Consider the following 21,688-nt stretch of genomic DNA (forward strand, 5'->3'; position numbering starts at 1 on the left):
CGGGCCGCCTTCGTCGGGTCCGGTCCGGACGATGAGTGGGTCGTACGGGTTCACGGCCTGAGCAGCCGGTGCAGCGCCAGGCGGGCGAGCGGCGCGTACGCGGCCACGGCGAGGGCCGGGCCCTCGATCCGCAGCGAGGTCTCGGCGCCTTCGCCCAGCGCCCGCACCTCGTGGGTCAGCCGGAGCCGCACCGGGCCCAGCCGCACCCGCCAGACCCAGCGCCGCCGCTCCTCGTCCACCGACTCGACGCGGAAGGCGACCGCGATCCCCGGCAGCGAGCGCACCGTGCCCCGCGCCCCGGCGGCGACGCGTTCGCCCGGCGCCTCGACCCGCACGATCTGCGGGGACCAGCGCGGCCACTCCCGGTATGTCGTGTACCGGGACCAGACGAGGTCGGCGGCGGCCCGGCCGGCCGCCCGGAGGGTCAGCTCGGCCATGGCGGGCGACCCGGCGCGGGCGGTGCGGTCACCGGACCTCGCCGCGCAGGAACTCGGTCAGCGCCCTGCCCGGCCGGAAGTCCGCGGTGTCGCCACCGCCGTGGAAGCTGCCGAAGCTGCCCAGGGTGACCGCCTCGCCGCCGCGCAGGGCCCGGGCGATGGCACCCGGGTGCTCCACGGTGCCGAAAACGGCGTCGAGCACCCGCTCCACGTCCTCCGGGGAGAGGGCCCGACCCCCGCCCGGCCCGCTCGCGCTCTCGGCGGTCGTCTCGATCAACTGCGCCTTGTCCATGCCCTCAGGATCGAGGCGGCCCGCGCCCGGCGCACGTCGAGGCCGGGCGGATGGCCCGAAATCGCCCCTGGGTGCGTACAACCGCTGATCGGTCACGAAGGTCTGACTTGATGGCTTCTGCACCACCAGGGGGAGGCCGCTCACATCAGGGATCGAGGTGCCATGAAACGTTCCATGCGAGCCGCCGGTGCGGCACTCGTCACCGTCGGGGCGATCGGGGCGGGGCTGCTGGTCTCGGCGCCCGCCGCCGGCGCGGCGACCGGCAAGGCGACCGCGGCGTACAACGGAGTCTGCGGCTCCGGCTACAAGGTCGTGAACTCGCTGCCGGTCGGCAGCGTCGGCACGGTCTACCTCACGTACAACTCCTCGACGGGCAAGAACTGCACGGTCACCGTCCGCACCACCACGGGCAAGGCGACGTACATGGTCGCCTACCTGCGCAACGTCGGCACCGACGTGGAACAGGTCGACGAGGGGCAGTACCGCTCCTACGCGGGTCCCGTCTACGTGGCCGCCCGCGGGGCGTGCGTCGAGTGGGGCGGCGTCATCGGCAATCTGCAGGCCTGGAACTACGGGTCCAACTGCGGAACGCTGGCGGCCGCCAAGGGCGACCAGCGGGACTGGTTCGCCGGCCGGCGCTGACGCCCGTCCCGCGACCGCCCGCCCGGCCGCAGGTCAGCGGCCGGGCGGGTGGAAGCAGGCGGTGACCGTCTTGCCGTGCGGACAGGGACGCGCCTCCCAGCTGTCGGCCAGCGCGTCGATGAGCATCATGCCCCGGCCGCCGAGCCGGTCGGGGCTGGGCGGCCGGGGCGCCGGCAGATCCGTCGAACGGTCGTGCACCGCGAGGTGCAGGCACTGGTTGTCCCAGGTCATGACCATCTGGGCGCTGCTGCGGGCGTGCACGTGCGCGTTGGTGACCAGCTCGGACACCGTCAGCAGCACGTCGTCCACCGTGTCCGGCGCGCTCTCGGCCCAGCCCAGCGACTCCATGTGCCGCCGCGCCCAGTCCCGGGCCGCCTTGACGTCGCTGCTCAGCGGCAGGGAACGCGCCCAGCCCACCGCCCGTAGTGACGATCCGTCCACCGTGCCCTCCCGTTGCGATTGCCCCGTGTCGGTGGGCTTGTACCCCCGGGAGGCGGGCTGACGCGGTGCGGTGCGGCCCGCTCAGCAGCCGCCGCAGTTGTAGTAGGTGACGTCCCAGTGGTTGCCCTCGTCGGCGTAGACGTTGCCCGAGCCCGACTGCCACTGGGCGGCGCCGTCGCCGCGCAGGCCGATGTAGGTGAAGTTGTTCTTGATGTAGTTGGTGAGGCAGGTGGCCTTGCCGAAGTCCAGCTTGTAGCCGTTCCAGTGCGAGTAGGTGCCGGAGGCGTGGCCGGTCTCCGTGCCGCCGGTGATGTTGAGCCCGCAGCCGCTGGCCCGCTTGAGGGTCTGGGCGCCCTGCGCGCTCGTCAGGTTGAGCTGGTCGAAGGACGTGCAGGTGGCGTTGTTGCGGTTGGAGCAGCCGCCGGAGGACGACCAGGTGATGCCGACGTCGCGGAACATGGATGTCGCGGTGGCGTGGCTGATCTTGGTGGCCGCGACGGCGTCGCCGGCACCGCCGACGACCACGATGCCGGGTGCCACGACCAGGGTGAGCGCGGTGACGGCCGAGCGGAGCCGGCCGTTCTTCGTACGTCTCGTCTCCATGGGCGACGATGGTGCCCGAGCCCGGCGGGCGGGCGCCAGAGGGCGTCGGACGCCCCTGTGGCACAGATCACGCGGAAGGTTTCGAGTGGCGCAATATGGACGTCACTGCGATTACCGAATATCGGACACCTGTTGTTTCACTCTTTGGAAGGCATGGCGTCGGTCGGCCTGTCACCTTGGATCACAAGGTGATATGCGCGCCCGGACGGGTATATGCATGGCGCAACGGCCTTCATGAGGCCCACCGGGCTCCCACATCGCCACGGAAACCGCAGGAATTAACGTCTCGTTCATGACTCAGCTGGACGTACGGCCCCGGGCGGGCGACACAGCCGACGGGACCGCCGGCGAAGGCATGCGCGCCAAAGGGCTCAGCGGCAACTCCGTGGGGCTTCTCGGCAGCGCGGTCATCGGTGTCTCCACCGTGGCCCCCGTCTACTGCCTGACCTCGACGCTCGGCTCCACCGCGGGCGAGGTCGGCGTGCAGATGCCGGCCGTCTTCCTCGCCGGCTTCCTGCCGATGCTGCTCGTCGCCTTCGCCTACCGCGAGCTGAACAAGGCGATGCCCGACTGCGGCACCTCCTTCACCTGGACGGTCAAGGCGTTCGGACCCCGGGTCGGCTGGATGTGCGGCTGGGGCCTGGTGATCGCCACGATCATCGTGCTGTCCAACCTGGCGGGCGTGGCCACCTCGTACTTCTGGCTGCTGGCCGGGGAGATCACCGGCAGCGACTCGGTGGCGGCCCTGGACGGCAACAAGGCCGTGCACATCCTGACCTGCCTGGCGCTCATCGGGACCGCCACCGTCATCAGCTACCGGGGCATGACCGCGACCAAGGGCCTCCAGTACACCTTGGTGGGGCTGCAACTGGTGGTCCTCGCCGTGTTCGTGGCCATGGCCTTCGCCAAGGCCGGCAGCGCCGACTTCCCCACCTCCGCGCACTTCTCCTGGTCCTGGCTGAACCCGTTCGCCGTCCAGTCCTTCGCCGCCTTCACCGCGGGCCTCTCGCTCTCCATCTTCATGTACTGGGGCTGGGACGCCTGCCTGACCGCCAACGAGGAGACCAGCGGCAGCAGCAGCACCCCGGGCCGCGCCGCGCTGGTCGCCATGATCGTGCTGGTCGGCTCCTACCTGGCCACCGGTGTCGCCGCCCAGATGATCGTCGGCTCCGGCGACCACGGCCTCGGCCTCGCCAACCCCGCCACCTCGGACAACGTCTTCGCCGCGCTGGCCGGCCCGGTGATGGGACCGGTGCTCGGCATCGCGCTGTTCGTCGCGGTGCTCGCGTCGGCCGCCGCCAGCCTCCAGACCACGTTCATCCCGGTGGCCCGCACAGTGCTCGCCATGTCGACGTACGAGGCCCTGCCGCCCGCCTACGCCAAGGTCCACCCGCGCTTCCGCACCCCCGGCCGCGCCACCGTCACGGCCGGCGTCGCCACCGGCGTCTTCTACACCGTGATGACACTGGTCAGCGAGCACGTCCTGGTCGACACGATCTACGCCCTCGGCCTGATGATCTGCTTCTACTACGCGCTGACCGCCTTCGCCTGCGCCTGGTACTTCCGCTCCGAGCTGCTGAGGTCCGGGCGCGACCTGCTGTTCAAGGGGCTCTTCCCGCTCGTCGGCGGCGCCCTGCTCACCGCGGTCTTCGTCAAGACCCTCGCCGACATGTGGGACCCCGCCTACGGCTCCGGCTCGTCCGTCCTCGGCGTCGGCTCGGTCTTCGTGATCGGCGTGGGACTGCTCGCGCTCGGCGTGGTGGTCATGGCCGTGATGCACCGCCGCAGCCCGGCCTTCTTCCGCGGCGAGGTCCTCACCAGGTCCACCCCCGCCCTGGTCGCCGAGGACTGACCCCGCCTCCGGTCGGTCCTCACCGCTCCCAGACGTCCGGGCCGCCGCCCCGCCACTCGATCAGCGCGGAGCGGACGACGTCCATCTCGTCGAAGTCCTGGAGGCCGGCCTCCTGGAGGATCCGGGCGACGTCCTGCGTGCTGAAGGCGCGGGCGAGCGTCTCGCCGTCGACGCGCACGCGCCGCCCGCCCTCGTCGTCGGGCGGGTACACGGTCACGGGCGCGGCACCGGTCATGCCCCCAGCCTGCGGCCCCCGCTCACCCGCCGCACCCCGCGGGTCCGGTCCGGGTGGTCGAGGGGACGCCGTTCAGGGAGCGTCCGCCCGCTCCGTGGCCGGCTGGTGGTGCCGGCCCACCGGGATGACCAGCGGGGTGCCGCTGACCGGGTCCTCGGTCACCTGGCACCGCAGGCCGAACACGTCCTCCACGGTGGCCGCGTCGATCACCTCGGCGGGCGTGCCCTCGGCGACGACGCGGCCGGACTTCATCGCGATGACGTGGTCGGCGTAGCGGCAGGCCTGGTTGAGGTCGTGCAGCACCATGACGATGGTGCGGCCCTCGCGCCGGTTCAGGTCGGTGACCAGGTCCAGGACGTCGATCTGATGGGCCAGGTCGAGGTAGGTGGTCGGCTCGTCCAGGAGCAGCACCTCGGTGCCCTGCGCCACGGCCATGGCGATCCAGGCGCGCTGGCGCTGTCCGCCGGACAACTCGTCGACGGCCCGGTGCGCCAGCTCCGTGGTGCCGGTGGCGGTCAGCGCGTCGTGCACCGCGGCCTCGTCCGCCTTCGTCCACTGCCGCCACCAGGTCTGATGCGGGGAGCGGCCCCGGTTGACCAGGTCCAGGACGGTCAGCCCGTCGGGCGCGACCGGCGACTGCGGCAGGATGCCGAGCCGCTGGGCCAGCTCCCGGGTCGGGATGGAGTGCAGGGCCCGGCCGTCCAGGCGGACCGCGCCCGAGCGCGGCGCGAGGAGCCGGGCCAGCGCCCTGAGCAGGGTCGACTTGCCGCACGCGTTGGCGCCGACGATGGCGGTGATCCGGCCCGCGGGCAGGGCCAGGTCGAGACCGCTGACGACGGCCCGGTCGTCGTAGCCCAGGTGCAGGTCCTCGGCCCGCAGGTCCGGTTCGGCGGTGGTCATCGGTCAGCCTCCTGAGCCCGCGCGGTTGACGCGGATGAGCAGCCAGAGCAGCACCGGGGCGCCGAGCACCCCGGTGACGATCCCGACGGGCAGTTCGGTGCCGGGGATCAGTTCGCGCGCGACCACGTCGGACGCGAGGACGACGAGCGCGCCGGTCAGACCGGAGGCCAGGGTCGGCGGCCAGGCGGTGCGGCACAGCCGCTGGGCGATCTGCGGGGCGGCCAGCGCCACGAAGGCCACCGGACCGGCCGCCGCCGTGGCGAAGGCGACCAGGCCGACGCCGGTGAGCAGCACCACGAGCCGGACGGACTGCACACGCGTGCCGAGCCCCTTGGCGACGTCGTCGCCGAGCTGGAGGGTGCGCATCAGCCGCCCGGTCAGCAGCGCGGCCGGCAGCAGTACCACCAGGGCGAGGGCCAGCGGGCGGGCCTGCTGCCAGTCCCGGCCGTTGAGGTTGCCCACCAGCCAGCCGAGCGCGGCCTGCGCCTGGAAGCGTCCGCCGCGCGCCATCAGGAAGTCGGTGGCGCTCAGGCACAGCCAGGACACGCCGATGCCGACCAGGATGATCCGGTAGCCGGTGGTGCCGCGCCGCCAGGCCAGGCCGTACACCAGCAGCGCGCTGGCGAGCGCCCCGATCAGCCCGAGGGCCTGGGTGCCGAGGCCGAAGTCCCAGCCGAGGACGATGGCGGCGACCACCGCGGTCCCGGCGCCCTCGGTGAGGCCGATCATGTCGGGGCTGGCCAGCGGATTGCGGGTCATGGTCTGGAACAGGGCGCCCGACATGCCGAACGCGAGACCGGCGAGGAGCCCCGCCATGGCCCGCGGCAGCCGCAGCTCCCGCACCACCAGGACCGTGCCCGGGTCGCCCGAGCCGGTCAGCGCGCGGGCCACGTCGGGCAGCGGGATGCCGAACTCGCCCACCGACACCGCCCAGCACAGCGCGGTGAACACGGCGGCGGCGAGCGCGAGCGTCACGGCCAGCTGGCGCGGGCGCAGGAAACCGGAGACCGGCGGGAAGGCCAGCCGGAAGGGCCGGGCGCCGCGCAGCACGGGCGGGCGGGGTCCGGACTCGGCGACGGCGCCGGTGTGCGGGGGAGTGGACACGGTCAGACCTCCGCGAGCCGGCGCCGGCGGACCAGGGCGATGAAGAAGGGCGCGCCGACGAAAGCGACGATGATGCCGGCCTGCACCTCGGTGGGGCGGGCGAGCACCCGCCCGAGGATGTCGGCGGCGAGCAGCAGCGCGGCGGCCAGCACCGCGGACAGCGGCAGCAGCCAGCGGTGGTCGGGACCGCGGCCCGCCCACTGGGCGAGCACCCGGGCGACGTGCGGGACGACCAGGCCGATGAAGACCACCGGGCCGATCACCGCGACGGCCGACCCGGTGAGCAGGGTGACCGCCACGACGCCCTGCAGCCGCACCAGGCCGAGCCGCCTGCCGAGAGAGGCGGCGACGTCGTCGCCGAGGGCGAGGCTGTTCAGCGCGGGCGCGCTCGCCAGCGCCAGCAGGGCGCCGGCCGCCAGGAAGGGCAGGATCCGCCAGAGGGTGGCGGCGTCCTGGTCGGCCAGCGAACCGGCCGACCAGAAGCGGTAGCGGTCCAGGGCCGCCGGGGAGGTCAGCACGACAGCGCTGGTCAGCGAGGACAGCACCGCGGTCACCGTGACCCCGGCCAGCGCCAGCTTCACGGGGGTGGTGCCCGAGCGGCCCATCCGGCCCAGGAGGTAGACGACGATGCTGGCGGCCATCGCCCCGGCGAAGGCGAACCAGACATAGCCGAGCAGCGAGCCGATGCCCGCCACGCCGGCCGCGACCACGATGGCGAACGACGCCCCCGCGCTGACCCCGAGGATGCCCGGGTCGGCCAGCGGATTGCGGGTCAGGGCCTGCATCAGGCAGCCGGACAGGCCGAGCGCCGCACCGGCCGCCAGGCCGAGGCCGGTGCGCGGCACCCGGACCGACCAGACGATGTCCTCGACCCGGGTCGCCACCGGACGCCCCGTCAGCGCGTCGAACACCTGGCCCGGCGGGATGTCCAAGGCGCCCAGGGCGAGCGAGAGCAGGCACAGCGCGGCCAGCCCGGCCGCCAGCGCGGCGACGAGCACGGCGGGGCGACGCCGCCCTGCGGTGGGGTTCACGGGATCTGCTCCACGGTACGGACTCCTCGGGGACGCTGCGGTGGGTGCGTCAGGCCCGCGGTGCGGGGACCTCGGTGGCCGGCTCGCCGTCGACGGCAGCGGACAGCATCGGCGCCATCCGGTCGACCACGTAGGGCAGGCTGAGCGGGCTGACGAAGGAGATCGCGTGGCCGAAGTCGGTGTTCTCGCTGACGTACACCTCGCGGCCCTGCTTCACCACGTCCAGGTCGCCGTAGAGCGGGTCCTTGCGCAGCTTCGCGGCGTCCTTGGCCGGGTCGGCGACCAGCCAGACCAGCGCGTCGGTGTCGAGCAGGTCGGTGCGCTCCTTGCTCAGATTGGCGCCGAAGGAGTCGCCGACGACCTTGCCGAGGTCGGCGGGGAGGGTGAAGCCGAGGGAGTGCAGCACCCGGGAGCGGTTGTCCTGCGGCCCGTAGACGTACCGGCCCTCGTAGGCGGTGGCCATCACCGCGCTGCTGCCCTTGAACTCGGGGTGCTTCGCCGCGGTGTCGGCGAGGTGCTTCTCGGTCGCGGCGACCAGCTGCTCCGCCTTGGGGCCCTGCCCCAGCGCCTTGCCGATCTGCTCGGTCTGCTGCTGCCAGGTGATGCTCCAGTCCGGCCCGTCCTTGGGCTGCGCGACCACCGGCGCGATCTTGGACAGGGTGCGGTACTGGTCCTTGGTGAGCCCGGAGTACAGGGCCAGGATCAGGTCCGGGCGCAGGGCGGCGATCTTCTCCACCTGCGGTCCGGTGCCGTCGTCGTGCAGGACGGTGGGCCGCTGCTTGCCGCCGAGCGCCTTCTCCGCCCACGGTCCGACGGCGCCCTTGTACTCGCCGACGAACTCGGTGGTGCCGACCGGCACCTTGCCCAGCGCGAGAACCGTGTCCTGGTCGGTCAGGCCGACGGTGACGATGCGCTGCGGCTCGGACTCGACGGTGGTGGTGCCGAAGCGGTGGCCGATCGAGACCGGGAAGGCGCCCTTGTCCGCCCTGCTGTCGGAGGCCGGCGCGCCGGAGTCGTCGCCGTCGCCGGAGCCGCAGGCCGAGACGGAGAGCATCAGCAGGGCGGACGCGGCGACGGCGACCGGCCGGATGCGGGGGAGCAAGCGGAACATGACGGTGTCCTTCGGGGATTCGCGGAGGGAACGGAAGAGGGGGGGCGGGGGTGGTGGGTCAGGGGTGCGGTGCGGCCCGGCTGCCGGACCAGGCCCGCCAGAGGGCGGCGTACGGCCCGCCCGCGTCGCGGAGTTCCTCGTGCGGGCCGCTCTCCACGACCCGGCCGGCCTCCAGGACCACGATCCGGTCGGCCGCGACGGCCTGGGTGAGCCGGTGGGCGACCACCAGCGCGGTGCGCCCGGCCAGCGCCGCCTCGGCGGCGCGCTCCAGGATCCTGGCGCCGGCGCTGCCCGCCTCCGCCGTCGCCTCGTCGAGGACGGCGACGGCCGGGTCGGCCAGCACGAGGCGGGCCAGCGCGAGTTGCTGGGCGCGGGCCGGGTCCAGGCGGTGGGCGCCCTCGCCGACCTCGGTGGCCAGGCCCTCGGGCAGCGCCTCGGCCCATGCCAGGGCGCCCACCGTGGTCAGGGCCGCGCGCAGCTCGGCGTCGGTGGCGTCCGGGCGGGCCAGGCGCAGGTCGTCGGCGAGGCTGCCGCTGAACACGTGGACCTCCTGCGTGACCAGCGCCACCGGCACCTCCCGCCCGCCGGCGGCGACGTGCACCGACCCGGCCGCCGGGTCCTGGACGCCGGCCACGATCCGGGCCAGCGTCGACTTGCCGGCCCCGCTGGTGCCGACCAGCGCCACGTGTTCGCCGGGCCGCAGGACCAGGGAGACCTCGTGCAGGACGGGGCGGCCGGTGAGGTAGGAGTGGCTGACGCCGTCGGCGGTGACGGCCGCGGGCTCGGCGCCCTCGGCGGGCCCGGTGTCCTCGGCGGGCGCGGTCCGCTGCCGGGGCAGCGCGGCCGGCCGGGCGGGGCCGTCGCCCAGGTCGGTCACCCCGACCAGGCGGGCCAGGCCGGCCGCCGCCGACTGCGCGTCGTCCAGCAGCACCAGGGCCTGGTTCACCGGTCCGAACAGGCTGTGGAAGTACAGCGCGGCGGCCGTCGCCGTGCCCACGGACGCCGAACCGTCGCGCACCAGCAGGTATCCGGCGAACAGCACCGCGCCCAGGCCGAGGTACTCGGCGATGTGCAGCCGCGCGTAGAAGCCGAGGACGAGGTCCACGCCGCGCAGGGTCAGCGCCACCGCGCCGCGCGAACGCCGCTCGGTGCGCTCGGTGTGGTCCCGCTCCAGCCGGTGTCCGCGCACGGTGACGGCCCCGCCGATGGTCTCCAGCAACTGCTGCTGCTGGGCGCCGCCCGCGATCCGCTGCTCGGCGTAGAGCGGCCCGGCCCGGCGCACGTACCAGCGGGCGGTGAGCACCTGCACGGGCGCCCCGAGCAGCGCCGCCAGCAGGAACCGCACGTCGAGGAGGGCCAGCGCCCCGAGCGTCAGGACGATCGCGAGGATGGAGCGCGCCATCTCGGGCAGCGCCGAGCGCACCGCCTCGGCGACGCGGGCCACGTCCCCGGTGACCCGGGCGGTCAGGTCCCCGGCGCCCGCCCGCTCCAGGCGGTCGGCGGGCAGCGCGAGGGCGCGCTCCACGAACCGCTCGCGCAGCCGGGCCAGCACCCGCTCGCCGAGCCGGGCGACCTGGCCGAGCCCGATCGTCGTGGCCACGCCCTGCACCACGGCCACCACCGCGAGCAGCACCACCGGCCAGGTCAGGTCGCCGGCCGGCCGGCCGTCGGCGACGATGTCGACCACCCGGCCGAGCAGCGGCTGCACAAGGAGCCCTACGGCGGTGGCCGCGACCAGCACACCGAGGCCGAGGACGGCCCGCCCCCGGTCCGGACGCACCAGGTCGCGCAGCGCCGCCCGGGTGCGGGCCGGGGTGGCGACGGGCAGCAGGTCGCGCTCGCCGTGCGCCGCCTTCACGAGGTCCGTGGTCATGTGAGCACCGCCGCGCGGTAGACGGGATGGTCGCGTACGAGGTCGTCGTGCGGCGCCTCGGCGGCCACCGTGCCGCCGTCGATCAGCACGACCCGGTCGGTGGCGGCGAGCAGCGCGGGGCTGCTGGTGACCAGGACCGTGGTCCGCCCGGCCCGGGCGCGGCGGATGCCGGCCGCGATCCGGGCCTCGGTGGCCGCGTCCACGGCGGTGGTCGGGTCGTGCACGACCAGCACCTCGCGCTCGGCGGCCAGGGCGCGGGCCAGGGCGACCCGCTGGCGCTGGCCGCCGGACAGGGCGCTGCCCCGCTCGCCGATCCGCCCCGCCATGCCGCCGGCCAGGGCCGAGGCGACCTCGTCCACCGCGGCTGCCGCCACGGCCGAGCCGGGGTCGGCGCCCGGGGGCGCGGCGGCGGTGACGTTCTCCAGCAGGGTGCCGTCGAAGAGCTGCGCGTCGTGCTCGGCCACCAGCAGCGCGGACCGCAGGGCCTCGGGGGCGAGCTCGGTCACCGGCCGCCCGTCCAGCTCGATACGGCCCTCGGCGGGATCGCACCGGCGGGCCAGGCAGTGCAGCAGGGCCGCCGCCTGGGCGGGGTCGGTGACCACCACGCCCACGTGCTCCCCGGGCCGCGCCGTCAGGTCGACGCCCTTCAGGCCGCCGTGCCCGAGCCCGCGCACCCGCAGCTCGCCGGCGGCGGGGCGGACGGGCTCCCCGGTGCCGCCGGCGACCTCGCCGGGCGCGGACAGCACGTCGGCGATCCGGGCGGCCGAGGCCCGCGCCTTGGCGAACTCGGCGCCCACATAGGCCAGCACTCCGACCGGACCCGGCAGGAACAGCGCGAGGCCGACGGCCGAGACCAGCGCGCCGAGCCCGATCGAGCCGCTCAGCACCAGCCGCCCGCCCACCAGCGCCACCAGGGCGATGAACAGTCCGGTCAGGGTGAGCATCAGGCCGGTCTGGAGCGCCTCCGCCCGGGCCGCGCGGACACTGGCGTCCCGCGAGGTCCGGCTGGTGGCGCGGTAGCGGGCCACCGCGGCCCCCTCGGCGCGCAGCCCCTTGAGCACCCGCACCCCCGCGACCAGGTCGGCCGCCACGCCGGAGGCGTGCGCGGCCCGCTCCTGCTCGGCCCCGCTGCGCTGCTCCAGGGGCCGGGCCAGCAGATGGCCGAGGGCCATCAGGACGGGGGCGCCGAGCAGCACCAGCAGCCCGAGCGGCACGGACGCGCGCAGCAGCAGCACCGCGCCCGCCACCACGCCGACGACCGCGGCGACGCCGAGGGTCAGCGCCATGGTGAACGCGCCGACCCGGCGGGCGTCCTCGGTGGCCACGTTCACCAGCGCCCCGGGTGGCCGCCCGGCCTCGGCGCCGCCCTGCGGGGCCAGCACCCGGCGCACCAGGTCCATCCGCAGCTCGTGCGCGGCCCGTTCGGCGGCCCGCTCACCGGCGCGCGCGCCGAAGCGGAACCCGTAGGAGAGCATCAGGTAGACGGCGGCCAGGACGCCCAGCCAGCCGGCCAGCGCCGCCGCGTCGGGCCGGGCGACCGCGCGGTCCACGATCACGCCGATGAGCACCGGCACCAGGGCCTCGCCCATCTGGTGCCCCGCGCTCAGCAGGGAGCCGAGGGCCACCCCCCGGCGCTGCCCGGCCACGGCGCGGCGGATCACCTCGCGCCCGGACATCTCTGCCCCCACTCACCCGCTCCTCTGGATAGCCCGGCCGACCGGACGGATGAACGGCTTTCGGACACGCACCCGGGTCGGAGGAAGGTAAGGCTAACTTAAGGTCGGCGGATCCCCGTACCCAGGCCCTTGTGCCCGGCTCCCTGTGCTCAGGTACCTGACTCAGGAGCGGGCGAACGCCTCCTCTAGCAGGCCGGCGAGGAGGGCGGCGCCGGAGCCTTCCGGGTCCAGGTCCGGGTCGTAGATGGTGACATTCAGGCCGACGCAGCGCTCGGAGCGCACCAACGTGCCCAGCAGGGAGCCGAGTTCGCCGGGCAGCAGCCCGCCGGGATCGGGGCTGTCGACGGCGGGCATGACGGACGGGTCGAGCACGTCGGCGTCCAGGTGCACCCAGAACCCGTCCAGCTCGGGCCCCTCCAGCGACCTCCGGACCGCGCCGGCCACCTCCTCGACGCCGCGCTCGCGGAGCTGCCCGACGGTGGCGTACCAGATCTTCAGCTCGTCCAGCTCGGCCCGCTCGTCGTCGTAGTCCCGGATGCCGAGGAGGCGGACGTCCGCCTCCCGGACGTACGGCCGCAGCCCCTCCAGGTCGGTGAGGTCGCGCTGGCCGCGGCCGGTGGCCAGGGCCAGTTCCTCGCCGCCGGCGGCCCCGACGTGGTCGGAGTTGCCCGGGTGCCGGAAGTCCGCGGACCCGTCGACGGCCGCGATGCCGTACCGGCCGGTGCGGCGCAGGGCGAGAGAGGCACCGAGCTGGATGGAGCAGTCCCCGCCGAGGACGACGGGGAAGTCCCCCGCGCGGACGTGCCGCTCGATGCGGTCGGCGAGCTTCGGGGTGTACGCGGCGAGGGCGCCCGCGTTGAACACGCCGTCGCCCGCCCGCCACCCGCCGCGGTCGTAGCGCGGCGGCACCACCACCCCGCCCTCGGCCGCTCCCAGCCTGGAGAGCAGCCGCTGCTCGCGCAGGGCCCCCGCCAGTTTGTAGCACCCGGGCACGGTGCCCTCGGCGGGCGGCCGGAGGCCGAGGTTGGACGGGGCGTCGATGACCACGAGGCGTCGCATGCGGCCATCGTGGCCGCCACGGGGGGCACGGTCCAGGGCGTTTCCGGGGCGTCAGCGGGCCGGTGAGCACGGCGACCGCCGCCGGACAGCCCGCGTAGCAGGCGAGGACACCGCTGAAGAACGGCTTCTTGCGGGCCACCCGGTCCGCCGGCGATCCCATCACCGGCGCGGCGGCGATCGAGGGGACGAGCAGCGCCGCGGTGAGCAGCCCGCCGAAGGCGACGGTCCCGGTGCGCGCCGCCGCAAGCAGCACGAGGGCAACCCGGGTCCTCTCCGCGGCCGGCCGGCCGGATCGGCACGGCGACCGCGAGGTGGCGGACCAGCGCCCCCCGTGCCTGCTGGCCGCTCCCGCCGACCTCGCCGCCTGGTCGGCGGGGATCACCGAGATCCTGGCCGAGGTGGCGTGCGCGGCCTGCGCCCTGCTCGGCTTGCCCGCGCCGGCGGACGTCCGCCGCTGGTGCGACAAGAAGGGCTGCGGCGCACACGTCGACTCGGCGAGCTATCGCCGCCGCAGGATCCGTGCCTGACACCGTGTCCGGCGGAGGTGCTCAGGCGGTCGCCTCGTCGAGCAGCTCCAGGACGTGCCGGTAGGGGCGGCCGGTGGCGCGGGTCATGCCCAGCTCGCAGGTGCGGTTGCAGGAGGCGTACGCGTCGAACGCGCCGGCGGTGACCTCCGCAGCCTGCGCGGCCGTCGCGGCCCCGGTGACCTCCGGGTGCAGCAGGCCCCGGTCCCCGGCGAAGGCGCAGCACCCCCAGGAGTCCGGCACGAAGACGTCCGTGGCGACCGCCTCCGCGACCCGGCGCAGGGCGGCGTCGATCCCCAGGTGCGTCGTGGAGCAGGTCGGGTGCAGGGCCAGCGTGTCGAGACGGCGCGCGGCGGGCAGGGCGGGGAGCAGGTGCTCGGCGGCGAAGGCGACGCTGTCGGTGAAGCGCAGGGCCGCGTACCGGGCGCGCTCGGACTCGGGCAGGGTGTCGGCCAGTTGCTCCAGGCCGTGGGTGCAGGAGGACGCGTCGCACACCACCGGAAGCCGCCCGCCGTCGCTCGCCTCCCACAGCACCGCCAGCGTCCGCGCGGCCATGGCGCGGTGCCCCTCGGTGTAGCCCTTGGACTGCCACGGGGTGCCGCAGCACAGGCCGGCCAGATCCGCCGGCACCGCGACGGGCACGCCGGCGCGCTCGCACAGCCGCAGGAAGGCGGCGGCGGCCCCGCCGGAGTCCCCCTCGGGCGCGAAGACGCTGCCGATGCACGCCGCGAAGAACACCGCCCGGGCCCCCTCGGGCCGCCGCGCGTCGGGGCGGGCCGGGCCACGGCGCGGAACATCCGCCGACCAGGCGGGCACCAGCTCGCCGGCCCCGAGCCCGCGGAGCGCCCCGGTCGCCGCGCGGACCACCGGGGCGGGCAGGGCGTGCGCCGTGGTCAGGGCGGCCCGCACCGAGGTGACGGCGCCGCCCCAGTGCCGGGCGGTGGCGGCCCCGGCCCGCTGGGCGGCCCGGCCGTGCTCCTCGGCGCGCAGCCGCTTCATCGCCGCTCCGGTGTCGATCGACACCGGGCAGGCGGTGACGCACAGGCTGTCCGCCGCGCAGCTGTCGACCGCCGCGTACCCGTAGTCCTCCGCCAGGGCCCGGCGGCGCTCCTCGTCGCCCGCGGCCTCCGCCAGGGCGATCTCCCGTTGCAGCACGATCCGCTGACGGGGCGTCGTGGTGACGTCGGCGGTCGGGCAGACCGGCTCGCAGTAGCCGCACTCCACGCACGCGTCCAAGGCCGGGTCGACCGGCGGCACCGGCTTCAGGTCGCGCAGGTGCGCGTCCGGGTCGTCGGCCAGCAGGACGCCCGGGTTCAGCACCCCGTCGGGGTCGCAGAGCCGCTTCAGCTCCCGCATCACCTCGTACAGCTCGTCGCCGTACTGGCGGCGGACGAACGGCGCCATCGCGCGCCCGGTGCCGTGCTCGGCCTTCAGGGTGCCGCCGGCGTCCAGGACCAGGTCGACCATGGCGTCGGTGAAGCGGGCGTACCGCTCGGTCTCGGCGGGCGTGTCGAACGACTGCGTGAGCATGAAGTGCAGGTTGCCGTCGCGGGCGTGGCCGAAGACCACCGCGTCCTCGTAGCCGTGCCGCGCGAACAGGCCGGCCAGCCCCTCGCAGGTCCCGGTCAGCCGCTCCAGCGGGACCGCGATGTCCTCCAGGAGCGCCGTCGTCCCCACCGGACGGGCCCCGGCGACCGCCGTGTACAGGCCCTTGCGCAGGTGCCAGAGCCGACCGCGCACGGCCGGGTCCCGGGTGAGCGCCGACCCGGTGACCGTGGGCAGCGCGTCGAGGACCGGCCGGGCGGCGGCCACCACGGCGTCCAGCGCCTCCGCGTCGTTCTCGGCGAACTCCACGAGCAGCGCCGCGTGCCGCTCCACCCGCAGCCCCCGCACCTCCGCGACCGGCTCGGCGGTCTGCTGCGCCACCCGTAGCGAGGCGGCGTCCAGCAGTTCCGCGGTGCGGGCGCCCGCACCGAGCAGCGCGGGCAGCGCGTCGGTCGCCTCGGCCGTGCCGGGCAGCACCAGCAGGGCGGTGGCGGCGTGCGGCAACAGCGGGACGGTTCGGAAGACGGCCTCGCCGACGAAGCCCAGGGTGCCCTCGCTGCCGATCATCAGGTGGGCGAGGATCTGTGCCGGATCGTCGTGGTCGAGGAAGGAGTTGAGGCCGTAGCCCATGGTGTTCTTCATCGCGAACAGCCGCTCCACGGTGGCCCGCGAGGCGGCCGAGCCGCGCACCCGGTCGCGCAGCCGCAGCAGCCCGGCGTGCAGCTCAGGCTCCCGGGCGCGCAGCGCGGCGTCCGCGTCGGGCGCGGCGGTGTCGACGACCGTGCCGGACACCAGCACGAACTGGAGCGACTCCATCGTCCGGTAGGCGTTGTCCCGGGTGCCGCAGTTCATGCCGCTGGAGTTGTTCGCGACCAGGCCGCCCACCGTGCAGGCGCTCTCACTGGCCGGGTCGGGCCCGAGCCGGCGCCCGTACCGGGCGAGCCGCGCGTTCACCTGGCGCACCGTCAGCCCCGGCTGCACCCGCACGCGCCGGCCCTCGTCCAGCACCTCGGCGCCGCGCCAGTGACTGCGGACGTCCACCAGGACCCCCGAGCCGCCGGCCTGCCCCGCCAGGCTGGTGCCGCCCGAGCGCAGGGTCAGCGGCACCCCGGCCCGGCGGGCACCGGCCATCAGCGCCCCGACCTCGGCCGCGGACGCGGCACGCACCACCGCCTGCGGGGTGAAGAGGTAGGGCGAGGCGTCGTGGGCGAGCGCGATCCGGCGGGGCAGCTCGGTCGAGACCCGGGCCGGATCGCTCACGCACGCCGTGAGCCAGGAGGTGGGGGAGGGGTTCATGGGTCCTCGCTACGGGCGCGGCGGCGGTCAGTGGGAGGCGGACTCGGCGACCCGCAGCAGGCGCGGCGGCGTCGTGGCGGGCTCGGGCAGGCGCAGCGGGCCCCGCCCCGGCGTGATGCTGCCGAGCAGCGTGGCCCGGCGGGCGCCGGTGCCGGAGGGGAGGGCGCCGGGCAGCCCGTGCACGGTGAGGAAGCCGAGCACGGCGAAGGCGAGCGCCTCCTTCGCGTCCGAGGGCACGCCCAGGTCGTCACTGGGGCGCAGGCCCACCCCGGGCAGCTCCTCGCCGAGCATCCGCATCAGCACCGGGTTGCGGGCGCCGCCGCCGGACACGACGAGGCCGGTCACGCCGTGCGCCCGGCAGGCGTCGGCCACGGTGACGGCGGTGAGCCGGGCCAGGGTGGCGAGGACGTCGTCCGGCTCGGGCGTGGGCACGGCGGCCAGCGCCCGCTGGAGATAGGGCAGGTGGAAGTGCTCCTTGCCGGTGCTCTTCGGGGCGGCCCGACGGTAGTACGGGTCGTCCAGGAGCACCTTCAGCAGGGCGGGGCTGACCCGCCCGGCCGCCGCCCGGCGCCCGTCCTCGTCGTAGGCCGCGGCGCCGCCGGTGAAGTGCCCGACCGCCGCGTCCAGCAGGGCGTTGGCGGGGCCGGTGTCGAAGGCCAGCGGCTCGGCGCCCGGCGCGACGACGGTGACGTTGGCGATGCCGCCGAGGTTCAGCGCCGCCGGAACCCCGGGCAGCCCGCGCAGCAGCAGGGCGTCGGTCATGCCGACCAGCGGGGCACCCTGGCCGCCCGCGGCCACGTCCCGGCTGCGCAGGTCCGACACCACGGGGACGCCGGTGGCCTCGGCGATCCAGGCCGGCTGGCCCAGCTGCAGGGTGCCGCGGACGGTGCCCTCCTCCACCCAGTGGTGCATCGTCTGCCCGTGCGAGACGACCAGACCGGCCTCGCCCCCGCACAGCTCACCGAGCGCGCGGACCGCCGCCGCGGCGAACGCCTGGCCGACCCGGGTGTCCAGTGCGCACACGGCCGCGGTGCTGGTCGCGGCCGGCGGCAGCGTCGCCGCGATCAGCTCGCGCACCTCGTCCGGGTAGGGCACGGACAGGTGCCCGAGAGGCCGCAGCCACAGGGTGTCGCCGTCCAGGGTCAGGTCGGCGGCGGCCGCCTCGATGGCGTCGTACGAGGTGCCCGACATCAGGCCGATCACGCGCATGGGTTCTCCAGGTGACGTTCGTGCTCGTGCGAGGGGACGGGCCGGCCGCCTACTCCCGGCCGGTGCCCGCCGGGACCCGGTCCGTCCCGGTTCCCGGCTCGGGCCCGTCGTCCGGCAGCTCGGCCGCCGACGCGGGGCGGGCCTCCGGCGCCCGGTGGAACAGGCTCATGACGCCGCCGACCACCAGCGTGATCAGCACCCCGATCGGCACCAGCCACTGCGCGGCGATCGCGGTGGGCACCGTGGTCCCCGCCGTGGTGACGTCGATCTTCACCTCGCGCACGATGTACGTCATCACCGCGACCGTGACCAGGAACGCCACCATCGAGTCGGTCTCGTTGGCCCGCTTCACCAGCCGCCCCAGCAGGAAGGCGCCGAGCAGCGCGCCGTAGGTGTAGCCGGCGATGGTCAGGCCGGTCAGGTACACGTTGCCGGTACTGGTGCTGAAGGCGCAGGCGAACACCGCCATCAGCACCGCCCACACCAGGGTCATCACCCGGGCCAGCTTGAGCAGCGCCTCCTCGGAGGGGGTGCTCCGGAAGAAGCTGTGGATGATGTCGGCGACCGTCGAGTTGGACATCGAGTTCAGCGCCGAGGAGAGCGAGCCCATCGCGGCGCCGAGGATGCCCGCCACGAGGAGACCGGAGACCACCACCGGCAGCCCGTGCAGGATGAAGCTCGGGTAGAGGTTGTCGGAGCTGCTCAGGCCGAGGTCCTGGAAGCTCTTGCCCTGGTTGTACGCCCACAGCAGCGCGCCGACGAGGGAGAACGCGGCGAACTGGACGGTCACGAACACGCCGGAGGCGATCATCGCCTTCTGGCCGTCCCGCAGCGTCCGGGTGGCCAGCACCCGCTGCACCATCAGCTGGTCGGAGCCGTGGCTGGCCATCGCGAAGATCGCACCGCCGATGATCGCGGTGGGCAGCGCGAACGGGCTGGTGAGGATGTGCGCGAGGTTGAAGTCGGTGTCGAAGAGCTTGAAGTGTCCGGAGTGCAGAGCGGCGGAGTAGCCGTCGGCGCCGACATGACCCGAGAGCACCGCGATGGCGAGGATCGCGCCGCCCACGTAGAGCCCCATCTGGATGGCGTCCGTCCAGATGACGGCCTTGATGCCGCCCAGGTAGGTGTACACCACGGTGATCACGGTGAGGACGACGATGATCGTCCGGTACCCGGCGTGCACGCCGAACTCGTCGAGCAGCAGCTTGATCGGGATCGCCGAGGCGAACAGCCGGACGCCCTCGGCGAGCAGCCGGGTGAAGACGAAGGTGATCGAGGCCAGCCCCTGGAGCCGCAGCCCGAACCGGTCGCCCAGGTACTGGTAGGCGCTCACGAAGCCGCCCCGCTTGTACAGCGGGATCAGCACGGTGGCGACGACGACGCGTCCGATGACGTAGCCGAACGCCAGCTCCACATTGCCGAAGCCCTGGCCGGAGTAGGCGCCGCCGGGCACGCTGATCACGGTGAGCACGCTGGTCTCGGTCGCCACCACCGAGAAGGACACCGTCCACCACGGCATGTGGCCTTCACCGACGAAGTAGTCCTTGGCGGTCCGCTGCCGTCCGGCCAGCCGCAGTCCGATCACGGCGATGGCGACCAGATAGACGACGATCACGACGAGGTCGAGTTGGCGCACGCGGGCTCCTAGGCGACGGCCGGCGGGGGCACCGGCGCGGTGGGGATCTGGGGTTCGGGGAAGGTCCGGCGCACCCGGACGACGTGCGCCTCGTGCGGCAGTGCGGCGTCCAGGGCCAGCAGGCGGGCGCCGTCCAGCGGGTCGCCGAGCGGGGGCCTGGGCCGCAGCGGACGGGGCGAGGCGGCCAGGGCCGCGCGCAGCGGCGCCAGCAGCGGTTCGCCGAGGCCGGTCAGGCCGCCGGTGACGCTGAGGGCCAGGTCGTCGCCGGCGATGCCGGCGGCGGCGGCCAGGGCGGTCTCCCCCAGTGCGGCGCCGGCCTCGCGGACGATCCGGCCGGCGACGGCGTCCCCGGCCTCGGCGGCGCGGGCCACCTCGGGCGCGAAGGAGGCCGCGGTGCGCGCCGGGGTGCCCATGGCGGACAGGGCCGCGGGCAGCGTGTCCGCGGCGCCGAAGCGCCGGACGGCCGCTGCGAGCAGGGCGGTGTCCGGGCCGCGTCCGTCGTGGGCGCGCAGCGCGGCCCGCAGGCCGCGGACGCCGATCCAGGCTCCGCCGCCCTCGTCGCCCAGCCAGGGCCCCCAGCCGTCCGCCCGGGCGAACGACCCGTCCGCGCCGATGCCGACCGCGACGGACCCGGTGCCGATCGCCAGCACCACGCCCGCCCCGCCGCCGAGGGCGCCCGCGTGCGCGGTGACGGCGTCACTCGTGACGGCCACCTCGTCCGCGGGCAGGTCCTCGAGGAGCAGCCCGGCCAGGGCACGCGCCGCGCCCCGGGCCGCGGCGGCCCCGGCCGCGCCGACACACACGGCGGCGAGCCGGGTGCGCCCCGCGAGCAGCGGCAGCACCGCGGCGCGCACGGCGGCCCGGGCCGCCGCCACCCCGCCGTCCTCGGCGAGTCCGGGCGCACCCGGCACCTCGTGAACCCGGCCGGCGGGACCGCCCGGGCCCTCCTGGAGCACGGCACGGCAACCTGTCTTGCCCAGGTCGACCGCCACTGCTGTCGTCATTTCGGCACGCCCTCGTGTCCTGTTTCGGGTGCAGCGAGTATCGGAAGACCGACGTCCGGATGTCAATAAGTAACCGCAGAAATTGAAGTGCGTAAATTTTTGACGCGCCGCCCGGGTCCTGACTACGCTGACGCCACCCACCCCGGAGGAACCCGCCCATGGCCAGCGCCAGCCAGGAACCGCCCCCCGCCGACACCCTGGCGCGCATCCGCGCGGCCCTGCCCACCCTGGCACCCTCCGAACGCCGGGTCGCCGACGCCGTCCTCGCCGACCCCGGCCAGGCGGCCGAGCTGTCCATCAGCGCCCTCGCCGAGCGGGCCGCCACCTCCGTCGCCACGGTGATGCGGTTCTGCCGCACCACGGGCGTCGGCAACTACCCCCAGCTCCGCCTCGCGCTGGCCGCCGCCGCCGCCCGCGAGCACGCCCTCGGCGGCGAGCGCCCGGCCCCGGGCACCGACATCAGCGCCACCGACACCCTCGACCAGATCGTCCACAAGATCGTCTACAACGAGGTCCGCGCCCTGGAGGACTCCGGCGCCGGCCTCGACATCGACGCGCTCGGCCGGGCCGTGGACGCGGTCGCCGGCGCCCGGCGGGTGGACATCTTCGGGGTCGGGGCCAGCGCCTTCGTCGGCCAGGACCTGCACCAGAAGCTGCACCGCATCGGGCATCTGGCGTTCATCTGGACCGACCGGCACGCCGCGCTGACCGCCGCCGCGCTGCTCGGCCCCGGCGACGTGGCTCTGGCCGTCTCGCACTCCGGGGAGACCGAGGACACCGTCGAACCCCTCCAGGCGGCCACCGAGCGCGGCGCCACCACCATCGCCCTCACCAACGTCCCGGGCTCCACCCTCGCCACCACCGCCGACCTGGTCCTCGCCACCTGCGCCCGGGAGACGCCGTTCCGCTCCGGCGCGACGGTGAGCCGCATAGCCCAGCTCGCGGTGATCGACTGCCTGTTCGTCGGCGTCGCCCAGCGCTCCTACGACGCCACGACGGCCGCGCTGGAGAAGACCTACCGGGCCGTACAGCGCCGCCGGCGCCCGGGCCCCGCCCGCCGCACCTCGGCCGAGGACTGACCGCCCCACACCCGCACCCACCACCCGCACCTGGCACCCGCACCCGGCACCACCGAAAGGACGACCGCGCCGTGGACCTCAGCACCCCTGACACACCCGGCCTGCTCGACGCGCTCGGCACGCTCGGCACCGAGACCCG

General features: G+C 75.1%; 20 protein-coding genes. 4 read left to right on the plus strand and 16 right to left on the minus strand.

Annotation, left to right across the window (positions count from 1 at the left end; all coding sequences use genetic code 11):
* Positions 1–50 precede the first annotated feature (50 nt).
* Both ACGFZL_RS16885 and ACGFZL_RS16890 read right to left on the minus strand, forming a co-directional pair.
* Positions 51–437 (minus strand): SRPBCC family protein, encoded by a 387-nt coding sequence (locus ACGFZL_RS16885; protein WP_393692364.1) that lies wholly within the window; start codon positions 435–437, stop codon positions 51–53.
* A gap of 28 nt (positions 438–465) precedes the next feature.
* Positions 466–729 carry a hypothetical protein gene (locus ACGFZL_RS16890; RefSeq protein WP_355173794.1) on the minus strand — a complete coding sequence of 88 codons (264 nt, stop codon included), beginning with the start codon at positions 727–729 and terminating at the stop codon, positions 466–468.
* A 174-nt stretch (positions 730–903) separates the two neighbouring features.
* On the opposite strand from ACGFZL_RS16890, the gene ACGFZL_RS16895 reads away from it, so the two are divergent.
* Positions 904–1,371, plus strand: coding sequence for a spore-associated protein A (locus ACGFZL_RS16895; protein ID WP_393692542.1), 468 nt, complete (start codon positions 904–906; stop codon positions 1,369–1,371).
* Positions 1,372–1,404: 33 nt separating this feature from the next.
* Here the strand turns inward: ACGFZL_RS16895 and ACGFZL_RS16900 are convergent, their stop codons facing one another.
* Entirely contained in the window at positions 1,405–1,812 is a 408-nt protein-coding gene (locus ACGFZL_RS16900) for an ATP-binding protein (RefSeq protein WP_355173796.1), read from the minus strand.
* Positions 1,813–1,893: 81 nt separating this feature from the next.
* Positions 1,894–2,415, minus strand: coding sequence for a hypothetical protein (locus ACGFZL_RS16905; RefSeq protein ID WP_393692367.1), 522 nt, complete (start codon positions 2,413–2,415; stop codon positions 1,894–1,896).
* A gap of 292 nt (positions 2,416–2,707) precedes the next feature.
* Here ACGFZL_RS16905 and ACGFZL_RS16910 point away from each other — a divergent pair, with 292 nt between their 5' ends.
* Positions 2,708–4,267: an APC family permease gene (locus tag ACGFZL_RS16910; protein ID WP_393692369.1), complete on the plus strand. Its 1,560-nt coding sequence runs from the start codon at positions 2,708–2,710 to the stop codon at positions 4,265–4,267.
* 19 nt (positions 4,268–4,286) lie between these two features.
* On the opposite strand, the gene ACGFZL_RS16915 is transcribed toward ACGFZL_RS16910, so the two are convergent.
* The 8 genes from ACGFZL_RS16915 to ACGFZL_RS16950 all read right to left on the minus strand — a co-directional run bounded on the left by ACGFZL_RS16915 (position 4,287) and on the right by ACGFZL_RS16950 (position 13,256).
* Entirely contained in the window at positions 4,287–4,502 is a 216-nt protein-coding gene (locus ACGFZL_RS16915) for a hypothetical protein (RefSeq protein ID WP_355173802.1), read from the minus strand.
* A gap of 72 nt (positions 4,503–4,574) precedes the next feature.
* Positions 4,575–5,402: an ABC transporter ATP-binding protein gene (locus tag ACGFZL_RS16920; protein ID WP_393692371.1), complete on the minus strand. Its 828-nt coding sequence runs from the start codon at positions 5,400–5,402 to the stop codon at positions 4,575–4,577.
* Positions 5,403–5,405: 3 nt separating this feature from the next.
* Positions 5,406–6,452, minus strand: a complete 1,047-nt coding sequence (locus ACGFZL_RS16925) for a FecCD family ABC transporter permease (RefSeq protein WP_393692544.1) — start codon at positions 6,450–6,452, stop codon at positions 5,406–5,408.
* 56 nt (positions 6,453–6,508) lie between these two features.
* Entirely contained in the window at positions 6,509–7,537 is a 1,029-nt protein-coding gene (locus ACGFZL_RS16930) for a FecCD family ABC transporter permease (protein WP_393692373.1), read from the minus strand.
* A 49-nt stretch (positions 7,538–7,586) separates the two neighbouring features.
* Positions 7,587–8,648, minus strand: a complete 1,062-nt coding sequence (locus tag ACGFZL_RS16935; RefSeq protein WP_393692375.1) for an iron-siderophore ABC transporter substrate-binding protein — start codon at positions 8,646–8,648, stop codon at positions 7,587–7,589.
* Positions 8,649–8,706: 58 nt separating this feature from the next.
* Entirely contained in the window at positions 8,707–10,521 is a 1,815-nt protein-coding gene (locus ACGFZL_RS16940; RefSeq protein WP_393692377.1) for an ABC transporter ATP-binding protein, read from the minus strand.
* Positions 10,518–12,209: an ABC transporter ATP-binding protein gene (locus ACGFZL_RS16945; protein ID WP_393692379.1), complete on the minus strand. Its 1,692-nt coding sequence runs from the start codon at positions 12,207–12,209 to the stop codon at positions 10,518–10,520. Before ACGFZL_RS16945 ends, ACGFZL_RS16940 begins: the two co-directional genes overlap by 4 nt.
* Before the next feature lie 150 nt (positions 12,210–12,359).
* Positions 12,360–13,256 carry an arginase family protein gene (locus ACGFZL_RS16950; protein WP_393692380.1) on the minus strand — a complete coding sequence of 299 codons (897 nt, stop codon included), beginning with the start codon at positions 13,254–13,256 and terminating at the stop codon, positions 12,360–12,362.
* Positions 13,257–13,384: 128 nt separating this feature from the next.
* Between ACGFZL_RS16950 and ACGFZL_RS16955 the strand changes: the two genes are divergently transcribed.
* On the plus strand, positions 13,385–13,783 hold the full coding sequence (locus tag ACGFZL_RS16955) for a hypothetical protein (RefSeq protein WP_393692382.1): 399 nt from the start codon (positions 13,385–13,387) through the stop codon (positions 13,781–13,783).
* A gap of 21 nt (positions 13,784–13,804) precedes the next feature.
* Here the strand turns inward: ACGFZL_RS16955 and ACGFZL_RS16960 are convergent, their stop codons facing one another.
* Genes ACGFZL_RS16960 through ACGFZL_RS16975 form a run of 4 tightly spaced genes read right to left on the minus strand, consistent with a single transcriptional unit; the run spans position 13,805 to position 20,470 of the window.
* The gene (locus ACGFZL_RS16960) at positions 13,805–16,621 is read right to left on the minus strand and encodes an FAD-binding and (Fe-S)-binding domain-containing protein (RefSeq protein WP_393692384.1); all 2,817 of its coding nucleotides are present in this window, start codon (positions 16,619–16,621) and stop codon (positions 13,805–13,807) included.
* A 27-nt stretch (positions 16,622–16,648) separates the two neighbouring features.
* Positions 16,649–17,830, minus strand: coding sequence for an anhydro-N-acetylmuramic acid kinase (locus ACGFZL_RS16965; protein WP_393692386.1), 1,182 nt, complete (start codon positions 17,828–17,830; stop codon positions 16,649–16,651).
* A 49-nt stretch (positions 17,831–17,879) separates the two neighbouring features.
* The gene (locus ACGFZL_RS16970; RefSeq protein WP_393692388.1) at positions 17,880–19,466 is read right to left on the minus strand and encodes a sodium:solute symporter; all 1,587 of its coding nucleotides are present in this window, start codon (positions 19,464–19,466) and stop codon (positions 17,880–17,882) included.
* Between the two features lie 8 nt (positions 19,467–19,474).
* Positions 19,475–20,470, minus strand: a complete 996-nt coding sequence (locus ACGFZL_RS16975; RefSeq protein WP_393692390.1) for a BadF/BadG/BcrA/BcrD ATPase family protein — start codon at positions 20,468–20,470, stop codon at positions 19,475–19,477.
* 158 nt (positions 20,471–20,628) lie between these two features.
* Between ACGFZL_RS16975 and ACGFZL_RS16980 the strand changes: the two genes are divergently transcribed.
* Positions 20,629–21,549 (plus strand): MurR/RpiR family transcriptional regulator, encoded by a 921-nt coding sequence (locus ACGFZL_RS16980; protein WP_393692392.1) that lies wholly within the window; start codon positions 20,629–20,631, stop codon positions 21,547–21,549.
* Positions 21,550–21,688: the final 139 nt, after the last annotated feature.

This window comes from Streptomyces sp. NPDC048182 (assembly GCF_043202555.1).
In the GTDB taxonomy this organism is placed as follows: domain Bacteria; phylum Actinomycetota; class Actinomycetes; order Streptomycetales; family Streptomycetaceae; genus Streptomyces.

Excerpts from the sequence above, each read along its gene's own strand:
- ACGFZL_RS16935 (WP_393692375.1), bottom strand. The coding sequence starts at position 8,648 with ATGTTCCGCTTGCTCCCCCGCATCCGGCCGGTCGCCGTCGCCGCGTCC.
- ACGFZL_RS16960 (WP_393692384.1), bottom strand. The coding sequence starts at position 16,621 with ATGAACCCCTCCCCCACCTCCTGGCTCACGGCGTGCGTGAGCGATCCG.
- ACGFZL_RS16950 (WP_393692380.1), bottom strand. The coding sequence starts at position 13,256 with ATGCGACGCCTCGTGGTCATCGACGCCCCGTCCAACCTCGGCCTCCGG.
- ACGFZL_RS16920 (WP_393692371.1), bottom strand. The coding sequence starts at position 5,402 with ATGACCACCGCCGAACCGGACCTGCGGGCCGAGGACCTGCACCTGGGC.
- ACGFZL_RS16940 (WP_393692377.1), bottom strand. The coding sequence starts at position 10,521 with ATGACCACGGACCTCGTGAAGGCGGCGCACGGCGAGCGCGACCTGCTG.
- ACGFZL_RS16885 (WP_393692364.1), bottom strand. The coding sequence starts at position 437 with ATGGCCGAGCTGACCCTCCGGGCGGCCGGCCGGGCCGCCGCCGACCTC.
- ACGFZL_RS16975 (WP_393692390.1), bottom strand. The coding sequence starts at position 20,470 with ATGACGACAGCAGTGGCGGTCGACCTGGGCAAGACAGGTTGCCGTGCC.
- ACGFZL_RS16980 (WP_393692392.1), top strand. The coding sequence starts at position 20,629 with ATGGCCAGCGCCAGCCAGGAACCGCCCCCCGCCGACACCCTGGCGCGC.
- ACGFZL_RS16910 (WP_393692369.1), top strand. The coding sequence starts at position 2,708 with ATGACTCAGCTGGACGTACGGCCCCGGGCGGGCGACACAGCCGACGGG.
- ACGFZL_RS16965 (WP_393692386.1), bottom strand. The coding sequence starts at position 17,830 with ATGCGCGTGATCGGCCTGATGTCGGGCACCTCGTACGACGCCATCGAG.
- ACGFZL_RS16895 (WP_393692542.1), top strand. The coding sequence starts at position 904 with ATGCGAGCCGCCGGTGCGGCACTCGTCACCGTCGGGGCGATCGGGGCG.
- ACGFZL_RS16915 (WP_355173802.1), bottom strand. The coding sequence starts at position 4,502 with ATGACCGGTGCCGCGCCCGTGACCGTGTACCCGCCCGACGACGAGGGC.
- ACGFZL_RS16905 (WP_393692367.1), bottom strand. The coding sequence starts at position 2,415 with ATGGAGACGAGACGTACGAAGAACGGCCGGCTCCGCTCGGCCGTCACC.
- ACGFZL_RS16890 (WP_355173794.1), bottom strand. The coding sequence starts at position 729 with ATGGACAAGGCGCAGTTGATCGAGACGACCGCCGAGAGCGCGAGCGGG.